This window comes from Actinophytocola sp. (assembly GCF_036002505.1).
GTDB lineage: Bacteria > Actinomycetota > Actinomycetes > Mycobacteriales > Pseudonocardiaceae > DASYTH01.
The window spans coordinates 1-9,526 of sequence record NZ_DASYTH010000066.1; the positions used below are offsets into that span (position 1 = coordinate 1).

The following is a 9,526-nucleotide window of genomic DNA, read 5'->3' on the forward strand; positions in this document are numbered from 1 at the left end:
ACGTTCAGGACACGTCGGCCGGGTTGGCGAGCCAGGTGTTGCACTGGTAGGTGCGGTTCTTCTGCGCTCCCTGCTCCCACCAGCTGATCGAGTGCGCGTCGCTGCCGTGGTCGCGTGGCTGGCCCTGGTTGTGGTCGCCGCGGTCCTGGGTCGTCCGCGCCTCCTGCAGGACGTTCTGATCCACCGAGCCGCGGGAGTACGTGGCCGCCAGGAACATCCCGGAGAAGCACTGCGCCTGCAGCTCGAGCCGCCGGGACAGCTCCAGGCCGGCCACGGTGTCGGCGCCCGCGTCGTAGCGCAGGTCCCAGTACGCCGCCTGCACCCCAGAGAGCTCCTGCACGTGGTGGCCGTACTCGTGCGCGAGCACCGCGAGGTAGACCCCGGGATGGGCGCCGTACAGGTCGGTCTGCAGCGCGCCGAACGGCAGGTAGATCGTGTGGTTGCGCGGGCAGTAGAACGCCGCGAAGCTGCGGCCCTCGCTGCCGGTGCACGGGCTGTTCACCCCGCCGTTGCCGGGCGCCTCCAGGCTCGGCGGGGAGTACGGCAGCCCGGCGCGCTGCAGCACCGGCGCCCAGGTGGCCTCCAGGCAGGGCAGGGCGCTGGCGAAGAACGCCGCCGCGCTCTGCGGGTCGGTGCGCCAGCGGGCCAGGGTGCAGGTCACCGCCGGCGTGCCGAAATCTCCGGCGAACAGTGGGTTGTTCCCCAGCGCGGGCACCGGCCGCGGCCCGGCCGGTGCGGTGCTGGCCGGCGTCGACCTGGTCGTGGTGATCAACGAGGTGGTGGTCGTGGTGGTGGTCGTCGCCCGGCTCGTCCGCCTCGTCGTGGTGGTCGCCGCGGTGTCCGGGGTGGACGATCGGGTCGAGCTGGCGGCGGGGTAGTCGTACCCGGCGTCGGCCACGTGGTTCTTCTTACCGGTCAACGTGATCACACCGACCAGCCCGGCGGCGACCACGAGTGCGGCGACCAGCACGGTGGCCACCACGGCCCCGGTGTTCGACCGCCGCGGCGCGAACGCCCCCGGGTGGGACGGCAGCGTCCACGGCGGAAGCGTGGAGCCGCCCGGACGAGGCGGCCAGCCGGTCCCCGGTGGTGGACCCACCCAGCCCGGCGGAGCACCGGGCGGGGCTTGCCAACCGGGCGGTGGACCCGGCCAGCCAGGCGCCGCGCCCCGCGGTCCGGGTGGCGGGCTCTGCCAGCCGGGTGACGGCCCCTGCCATCCCGGCGGCGGGCGGTAGCCGGGTGGGGGTGGGCCGGGGCGCGGCGGCAGCGGGCGGGCCACCGGCGGCGGGGCGACCGGGCGCGGCGGTGGATACGGGCCGTACGGGCCGCCCGGCGGCTGGTTCATCCCCTCGTTCCCCCATGCGCTGATCTGGTTGGACCGCCGGTGAGCTTAGGGCCGCTGGGCTATTGTCCGCAGGCGTGTCAGCGAAATGGGGGATGCCCGCCGCCGTGGCCATCGGGCTGGCGTTAGCGGCGTTCGGCGCGGCGCAGCCGTCGATTCCGCCTCCGCCGCCGGGCGGACCCACGATCAACTTCACGGTTCCGCCGCGCCCCTCCGGCGGCTCCGGCATCCTGCAGCCCACCACTCCGTCGACACCGCGCCCCAGCACCGAGCGCCCGAGGCCGCTGCTGCCGCAGAGCATCAACGTGGCGCTGAAGGTGGAGCGCGACGGCCGGCTGACCGTGGCCGAGACCGTGTTCGTGCAGGCCGGAAAGACCATGACCCGGCGCGCCCCGCTGCGGATCGGCTCCGGCGGCGACCGGGAGCGGGTGTTCACCATCCGCGACCCCGCGACGGACGGGAACGCCAGCACCGAGATCACCGCCGACGAGCTCGTGCTCAGGTTCGGCGAGGGTGCCAGCACCGTGACGTACACAGTGGACGGTGCGGTGACCGACCTCGGCGATCACGTGGAGGCGCGCTGGCAGGTGGCCGGCGGCTGGGACGTCCAGGTGCGGTTCCTGCGCGCCTCGTTCCTCGCGCCGGAACCGCCGGGCTCGGTGGTGTGCCTGGCCGGCGTCCTCGGCTCGACCTCGCCGTGCGAGTCCGCGGCCACCGACCACGGCGGCGTGCTCCGGGTCGTCCAGCAGAACCTCAAGCCCGGCAACCGGATCGACCTGTCCGTCAGCCTGCCGCCGGGCACCCTGCCGGCCAACGCCCGCTTCGACGCATCGTCCACAAAGGCTGGTGCGTTCGCGCTCACCCCGGCCAGCGGCATCGGCCTGGGCGCGCTGACCCTGCTGGTACTGGGCGGTTTCCTGCTCCTGTGGCTGGCCCGCGGCCGCGACGCGCGGGCCCTGGCCACCGACGTCGGCCCGGTGGATGTCCTGGTGCGCGAAGGAGACCGGGTCTCGTTCGCCTCCCCGGACGGCGTCCTCCCCGGCCAGATCGGCACCGTCGTCGACGAGCGGGTGGACCCTACCGACCTCGCCGCCACCGTGCTCGACCTCGCCGTCCGCAACTACCTCTGGATCTCCGAGCAGGGTTCCGAGGACTGGCTCCTGGTCCGCCGCAACCTACCCGACGACGCGCTCACCGCCTACGAGAGCACCGTCCTCGACGCCCTGCTGCCGAATGACCGGGTCCGCCTCTCCGATCTGTCCACAGTGGACACCAAGCCGATCCGTGACGCCCTCTACGCCGACGTCGTGGCCCGCAACTGGTTCACCCACCGCCCCGACCGCGAACGCGCCCGCTGGACCGTGGCCGGCGCGGCCCTGACCGTCCTCGGCATCGCCGCCACCGTGGTCCTGGCCGTCACCGCCGGCCACGCCCTGATCGGCCTCGCCCTGGTCATCGGCGGCCTCGCGCTGATCCTCGGCGCCCGCTGGATGCCGGCCCGCACCCGCCGCGGCAGCGTCCTCGTCCAGCAGGTCCGCGGCCTGCTCACCTACCTCCGCGGCGCTGACCCCACATCCCTGCCGGCCGCCGACCGCGACACCGTGATCGCCCGCTCGTTCCCCTACGCCCTCGTCCTCGGCGACACCGACCACTGGCTCGCCATATCCGGCGACACCCTGCACTGGTACGAGGGCACCCCGGCCAACATCCCGAAGTTCCTCATCGCGCTGACGGGCCACCTCCACTAGTGACTGTGTTGGCGCCTCACGTCGTCGTGTTTGCCTGCTGCGTCGGTGTGTTGGCGTGTCACGTCGTTGTCTTGTCCCACTGGGGTGCGCCACCGGCCAACATGCCAACGCCACGGGCCAACTTGTCGACGTCAGGGGCCAACACAACGATGTCAGGGGCCAAAACGCCTGGTTAGAGGGTCACGGCCAGCCGGTGGTCGTGGGCTTTGCCGTGCGGGACACAGGGGTCGCCGACGGGACGGGGGCAGAGGATCCAGTGTTGCGTCGCGCGGGCGCGGTAGAGGCGGAACGGGCCGGGCTCGCGGAGTTCGTCGGCGGCGAAGACCCGGGCGCCGCGGGCCGGCGGGCCGGGGTAGACCTGCAGCCCGCGGTCGAAGTCCGCGCCGGTCACCTGGACGGCCTCGGCGGCCAGGTACACCGCCTGCGCCCGCGCCTGGTTGGGCCGCAGCTGCGAGTTGAAGATCACGATGCTGAGCTGCGGCCGCTCGGCCAGGTTCACCGAGTGCGCGGCGTCGGGCGCGGAGATCCAGTAGAAATCCACGTAGTCCTCGGTCGCGAAGTACACCGGCGACACCCAGGGATGGCCCGTCGCGTCGGCGGTGCTCAACGTCATGAACACGTTGGCGTCGATGATGTCTCGGACAAGATCCGCTTCATTGCTCATGCTGGCCCACCTTATCGTCGCCGAGCGCACCGGTGTTACCCCGTTTGAGCTGCGAATATATCCCTACGAGTGATGCTCGCAGACACATTGACACGCGCGGTAATGTGCGCTCCTTCACCGCTGTGACGACCCCGACGGGAGTGCTCCATGGCCAGGTCCGCGCGGCTCCTGATCGTGGCGGCCACGGCCGGGTTCATGGTGACCGCGGGCGCGGCCACCAGCCAGGCGCAACCCGACGCGGGCCCGGCCGAGGTGCCCATGCCGCGGATCGTGATCGCGGACGCCACCTGTGACCTCGGCGGCGCCAAGGTCACGGTGTGGATCGACGAGACCGGCGACCAGCCGCGGCACGTGCGGCTCGACCGGCTGCGTCCCGATCAGGCGACCCAGACCAGGGACAGCGCGTTCGACTCGGACCACATCCAGCACAAGGTGGTGTTCGAACCGGTCCCCGCCGGCGACTACACGGTGCACGTCGACGGTCTCGACGGACCGCAGGACGACGTCCCCGTCGTGGTCAAACCCTGTGGCGACAAGGGGTCAACCGGCAAGCCGCTCGCGGTGGAGGTCGCCTGCAAGGCCGGCTGGGGCCTGGTCACGTTCACCGTCGCCAACCCGCGCAGCGGTGCCGTCGACTACGACCTGCTGGTCGGCGGGTTCCAGCAGTACCAGGCGACCCTGGGCCAGGGCGTGTTCCTGCGGGTCGCCTTCAACGCCTTCGACAACAAGGTGGACGACGGTGCCTACAAGGCCGAGCTCAAGGTGGGCAAGGACGTCGTCGCCACCGAGAAGTTCAGGGTCACCTGCGCGGCCGGAAACGCGCCCACCCTCGACATCACCGCACAGTGCGATGCGAACACCGCCCGAGTGAGTGTCGGCGTCCTTAACCCGAACAGGACAACAATCGACTACACGGTCGTGTTAAAGGGCCAAACACAGCGCCTATCCGTGGCCGGTGGCGTCCGCGGCACCGTCACGTTCCCCGGTATCCCGAATGGCGAGAATCCGGTTCAGGTCACCGGCGGGAACACCGGGACCACCGGCAAGGCGACCGTGCAGTGCGGTACGGAAACCACCACCACGACCCCACCGGCGACCACCACGGCCGCGACTTCGACCACCACGGCGGCACCGGCGCCGCAGGGGCGGTCCGGCGGGTTGGCGAGCACCGGCGTGATGGTCGGCGCGCTGGTCGGACTCGGCGCGCTGGCCCTGCTGCTCGGGGTCGCGCTGCGGCTCATGGGCCGGTGGCGAGCGCGCCGGGACTGACCCCGCGGCGAGCCCGTAGGCTGCGAAGGTGACCCAAACCGAGTTCGACAGGTTCACCCTCGCCAACGGCCTCCGTGTGGTCCTCGCCCCCGATACCACCTCGCCGGTCGTCGGCGTGAGCGTGCACTATGACGTGGGCTTCCGCTCCGAGCCCGAGGGACGCACCGGCTTCGCGCACCTGTTCGAGCACCTGATGTTCCAGGGCAGCGAGAGCCTGGAGAAGCTCGCGCATTTCCGGCATGTGCAGTCCGCGGGCGGCACCTTCAACGGCTCGACGCACCCGGACTACACCGACTACTTCATGGTGCTGCCGTCCGCCGGGCTCGAGCGCGCGCTGTTCCTCGAGGCGGACCGGATGCGCGCGCCGAAGCTGACCGAGGAGAACCTGCGCAACCAGATCGACGTGGTGAAGGAGGAGATCCGGCTCAACGTGCTGAACCGGCCGTTCGGCGGGTTCCCCTGGATCCTCCTTCCGCCCGTGCTGTACCGGACGTTTCCCAACGCGCACAACGGTTACGGTGACTTCACCGACCTGGAGAACGCCAGCCTCGAGGACTGCGCGGCGTTCTTCGACACCTACTACGCGCCGGCCAACGCGGTGCTCACGGTGGCCGGTGATCTCGACATAGCACAGGTCAGATCGTTGGTGGAGAAGCACTTCGGCGACGTCCCGGCGCGCCCGGCCCCGGTCCGCCCGTCGTTCGCCGAGCCGCCCCCGGACGGTGAGCGGCGCGGCGAGCACGCCGACACGCACGCCCCGCTGCCGGCGCTCGCCGTGGGCTACCGGCTGCCCGACCCGGTCGCCGACATCGAGGCGTACGTGGCGAACGTGGTGCTCGCCGGCGTGCTGGCCGACGGCGCCGGCTCGCGGCTCAAGCAGCGTCTGGTGCACCGCGAACCGCTGGTCACCGACGTCAACGCGGGCTGCGGGCTGTTCGGGCCGTTCGAGGCGCGCGACCCGGACACGTTCACGATCACCGCCATGCACACGGCCGCGGTCAGCGAGGACACCGTGCTCGGCGCCGTCGACGAGGAACTGGAGAAGGTCGCGGCGAGCGGCCCGAGCGAGGAGGAGTTGGCGAAGGTGACCGCGCGCTGGGTGGCGAGCCTGCACCGCGAGCACGACCGGTTGGTGCCGAGGACCCTGGCGCTCGGTTCGTTCGAGCTGCTGCACGGCGATCCCGCGCTGGTCTACCGGCTACCGGGCCTGATCGAGTCGGTCAGCCAGGACGCGGTCGCGGCCGCGGCCACGCTGCTGGGCCCCGAATCCCGCGCGGTGCTGACCGTGCGCCCGGCGGGTGGTGAATCATGAGCAGGACGGCGGAACAGATCGGCCGCACCGAGCTGGGCCCGCGCCCCGTTCCCGCCCTTGGCGAGCAACGGGTCGCCACCGATCTGTCCTCAGTGGACACGTTGCTGCCCAACGGTCTGCGGGTCATCGTGGTGCACCAGCCGGCCGTGCCGATGGTCGAGCTGCGCCTGCGGATCCCGTTCGCCGGAACGGATCCGATGCACGCCGCCCGGGCCGAGGTGCTCACCGCGACCATCCTCACCGGCACCGACCGCCGCGACCGGGTCGCCGTGGACACCGACCTCGCGCTGGTCGGTGCCGACCTCGACGCCGGCGTCGACCCGGAACGCCTGAGCATCAGCGGAAACGCGCTCGTCTCCGGCTTCGACACGTTGATGGACGTGCTGGCCGACGCGCTGACCGGCGCGGTGTACCGGGACGACGAGGTGCACCGCGAGCGGGACCGGCTGGTCGAGCGGATCACCGTGGCCCGCTCCCAACCCGGCACGATCGCCCGCGAAGCCCTGCAGAAGCACCGTTACGGCGACCACCCGTACACCCGCGAGATGCCCGAGGCCGGCGACGTGGCCCGGGTGACGCCCGAGGAGGTGCGTGCCCTGCACCGGGCCGCCGTCCTGCCCCGCGGCTCGGTGCTCGTCATCGTCGGCGACCTCGACCTCGACCGCGCCGTGGCACAGGTCGAGTCCGCCACCGCCGCCTGGGTCTCCGACTCGAGCGCCGTCGTCCTCCCGGCCCTACCCGCCGTCACCGGCGGCGATCTGCTGCTGGTGCACCGCCCCGGCGCCGTCCAGTCCCAACTCCGGATGTCCGCCCAAGCCATCACCCGCACCGACCCCCGCTACCCCGCACTGCAGCTGGCGAACCTCGCCTACGGCGGTTTCTTCTCCTCCCGCCTGGTGGAGAACATCCGCGAAGGCAAGGGCTACACCTACTACGCCCGCTCCGCCCTCGAGTTCACCCCCAGCGGAGCCACCCTGCTGCTGGAAACCGACACGGCCAACGCGGTGACCGCCGCCGCCCTGCTCGAGATCCGCTACGAGCTCGGCCGGTTCGGCCTCGTCCCACCCAAAGAGTCCGAAGTGGACACCGTGCGCCGCTACGCGATCGGCTCGCTGCTGATCGGCACCGCCTCGCAGAGCGGTCTGGCCAGCCAACTCGCCGCGCTCGCCGCCCTCGGCCTCGGCATGGACTGGCTCGTCGGCCACCCGGCCCGCCTCACCACCGTCACCGCCGAACAAGTGGCCGAAGCCGCGCTGGAGTTCTTCGCCCCGGCCCACTTCACCGGCGTCATCGTCGGCGACGCCGAGCAGCTCGGCACCCTTCTGGCCCTCGGCGGCGTCCTGATGCCATGACCTTCACGCTCGGAGACATCCCACCCTTATCCCGGTCCACAGTAGACCGCAGCGAGCATCTGCGGGCCGACACCGAACGCCTGGCCGACCTGTGGTCCACCGGCCGAGTGATCGTCGTCGACCGCAAGGGCCGCACCCCCGTCCGGCCCGACGGCAGCGCCCTCGTCGACCGTCCCGCCACCGACCTCGCCGCCACCCCGCCCGACCAAGCGGTGCTGCTGGGCGAAAAGGATGGCGCCGGCTGGTTCGCCATCCCCGCCACCGAGGAGTTGTCGGAAGGCACCCGCCCGCCCCCCAACTCCTGGGCCGTATGGCCCGGCGCAAGCTCCTCAACGGGCGAACAATGGCACGACCTCCGCTCCATCGGCGGCCTCCTCGACGACACCTCAGCCGGCCTGTTCACCACCGCCGTCGCCCTGTTCAACTGGCACGCGCGCGCCCGCTACTGCGCGAAATGCGGCGCACCAACCCAATTCGCCAGCGCCGGCTGGGCAACCCGCTGCACCGGATGCAACCGCGAGGAATATCCCCGAACCGACCCCGCGGTAATCTGCCTCGTCCACGACGAAACAGGCCCCAACGGCGAACACGTCCTGCTGGCCCGCCAACCAATCTGGCCTCCCGACCGTTACTCTGTGCTCGCCGGGTTTGTCGAAGCGGGCGAGTCGCTCGAAGCCTGCGTAGAACGCGAAATCCGCGAAGAAGTCGGCATCGATGTGCACGACATTCACTATCTTGGCAGCCAACCCTGGCCGTTCCCTCGCTCGATAATGATCGCCTTCACGGCGGCGGCCGACCACTCCGCCCCTTTGAAGCCGGCGGACGGTGAAATCGAAGATGCGCGATGGTTGCCGCGTGCTGGCATTATCGCCGCGTTGGAGGCCGGTGGGGAGATTGAAGGTTTAATCTTGCCGGGTCTGACGTCGATAGCCCGGCAGATGTTGGCTGGGTGGGCAGGGGTGTCCAATTCGGGGTGACCCGGGTGCAGTATGGGTTGACTGGTTGCGCTCTTCGGGGTTGGTCCGGGGGCGGCGCGCATTGTGCGGGGTCGCCCCTCCGGCCTCAAGGGCGCTCCTTCGTCGCGTCGCTTCGCGATCGCCGCGCCCGGCCTGTCAAGTTGCGGTACGTGAAAAAGGGGCGCGGCGACCCTTGACCCCGGAGCCTCTGCGACCCCCTGGGGCCGCGCACAGCGCGGGCAGGGCGGACGCCCTGCCCCCCCCCCCCGCGCCGCCCCCGAACCCCAACAAGCCTCAGCACCCCCATTCACCCGAAAGAGAAAAACCAACAACCAGAAATGTCGGTGCAACCCGGTAGAATCGAGGTATGCGAAAGGCGTTCGACCTCGACACTCTCCCTGGCGGGAAACACCTCGCCGCGGTCATCGAGATCGCCACCCGCATCCGCCGCGACCACGCACACTTGTTGGACGAAATCGCCGAGTTGGAACACGCACAGACCGCGCAATTCGCCGGCTATTCCAGCCTACCCGTGCTGCTGGCCGAGGTTTTGCACATCGCCCGCAACGACGCCACCCGCATGGTCTCCCAATCCGAACTGGTCGCCGAGACAGTCACCCCGATCGGCTACACCGCACCGGCCAAACTGCCGAAAGTGCGAGAAGCCTTGCACGAGGGCGCGCTCGACGCCAAGCACGTGGACGCCATCGCCAAGGTCGTCAAGGAAGTGCCCAACTGGGCCCGCTACGAGCACCGCGACCTGGTCGAAACCACTCTCACCGACACCGCCCGCGTGTGCAGCCCCCAGGTGGTCGCCAAGCACGGCCAAACACTGCTCGCCCACATCAACACCGACGAGACCAACCCGAAGCTCGAGGATGAG

The 9,526-nt window shown here is 70.8% G+C and carries 8 protein-coding genes; 6 read left to right on the plus strand and 2 right to left on the minus strand.

The features are described 5' to 3' along the window. Positions 1 to 4: 4 nt before the first annotated feature. On the minus strand, positions 5 to 1,345 hold the full coding sequence (locus tag VGR06_RS04970; RefSeq protein ID WP_327557755.1) for a neutral zinc metallopeptidase: 1,341 nt from the start codon (positions 1,343 to 1,345) through the stop codon (positions 5 to 7). Positions 1,346 to 1,419: 74 nt separating this feature from the next. Here VGR06_RS04970 and VGR06_RS04975 point away from each other — a divergent pair, with 74 nt between their 5' ends. After that, positions 1,420 to 3,090, plus strand: coding sequence for a DUF2207 family protein (locus tag VGR06_RS04975; protein ID WP_327557756.1), 1,671 nt, complete (start codon positions 1,420 to 1,422; stop codon positions 3,088 to 3,090). Positions 3,091 to 3,262: 172 nt separating this feature from the next. On the opposite strand, the gene VGR06_RS04980 is transcribed toward VGR06_RS04975, so the two are convergent. Further along, on the minus strand, positions 3,263 to 3,754 hold the full coding sequence (locus VGR06_RS04980; protein ID WP_327557757.1) for a pyridoxamine 5'-phosphate oxidase family protein: 492 nt from the start codon (positions 3,752 to 3,754) through the stop codon (positions 3,263 to 3,265). A gap of 147 nt (positions 3,755 to 3,901) precedes the next feature. Between VGR06_RS04980 and VGR06_RS04985 the strand changes: the two genes are divergently transcribed. The 5 genes from VGR06_RS04985 to VGR06_RS05005 form a co-directional block, all read left to right on the plus strand. After that, positions 3,902 to 5,023 carry a hypothetical protein gene (locus VGR06_RS04985; RefSeq protein WP_327557758.1) on the plus strand — a complete coding sequence of 374 codons (1,122 nt, stop codon included), beginning with the start codon at positions 3,902 to 3,904 and terminating at the stop codon, positions 5,021 to 5,023. A gap of 28 nt (positions 5,024 to 5,051) precedes the next feature. Continuing rightward, positions 5,052 to 6,335 (plus strand): pitrilysin family protein, encoded by a 1,284-nt coding sequence (locus VGR06_RS04990; protein WP_327557759.1) that lies wholly within the window; start codon positions 5,052 to 5,054, stop codon positions 6,333 to 6,335. Next, positions 6,332 to 7,687 (plus strand): pitrilysin family protein, encoded by a 1,356-nt coding sequence (locus VGR06_RS04995; protein ID WP_327557760.1) that lies wholly within the window; start codon positions 6,332 to 6,334, stop codon positions 7,685 to 7,687. The genes VGR06_RS04990 and VGR06_RS04995 overlap by 4 nt, the downstream gene beginning before the upstream one ends. After that, positions 7,684 to 8,664, plus strand: a complete 981-nt coding sequence (gene nudC / locus VGR06_RS05000) for an NAD(+) diphosphatase (RefSeq protein ID WP_327557761.1) — start codon at positions 7,684 to 7,686, stop codon at positions 8,662 to 8,664. Before VGR06_RS04995 ends, nudC begins: the two co-directional genes overlap by 4 nt. A 346-nt stretch (positions 8,665 to 9,010) precedes the next feature. Beyond that, positions 9,011 to 9,526: DUF222 domain-containing protein (locus tag VGR06_RS05005; RefSeq protein ID WP_327557762.1), on the plus strand; the 516-nt coding region annotated here is incomplete at its 3' end.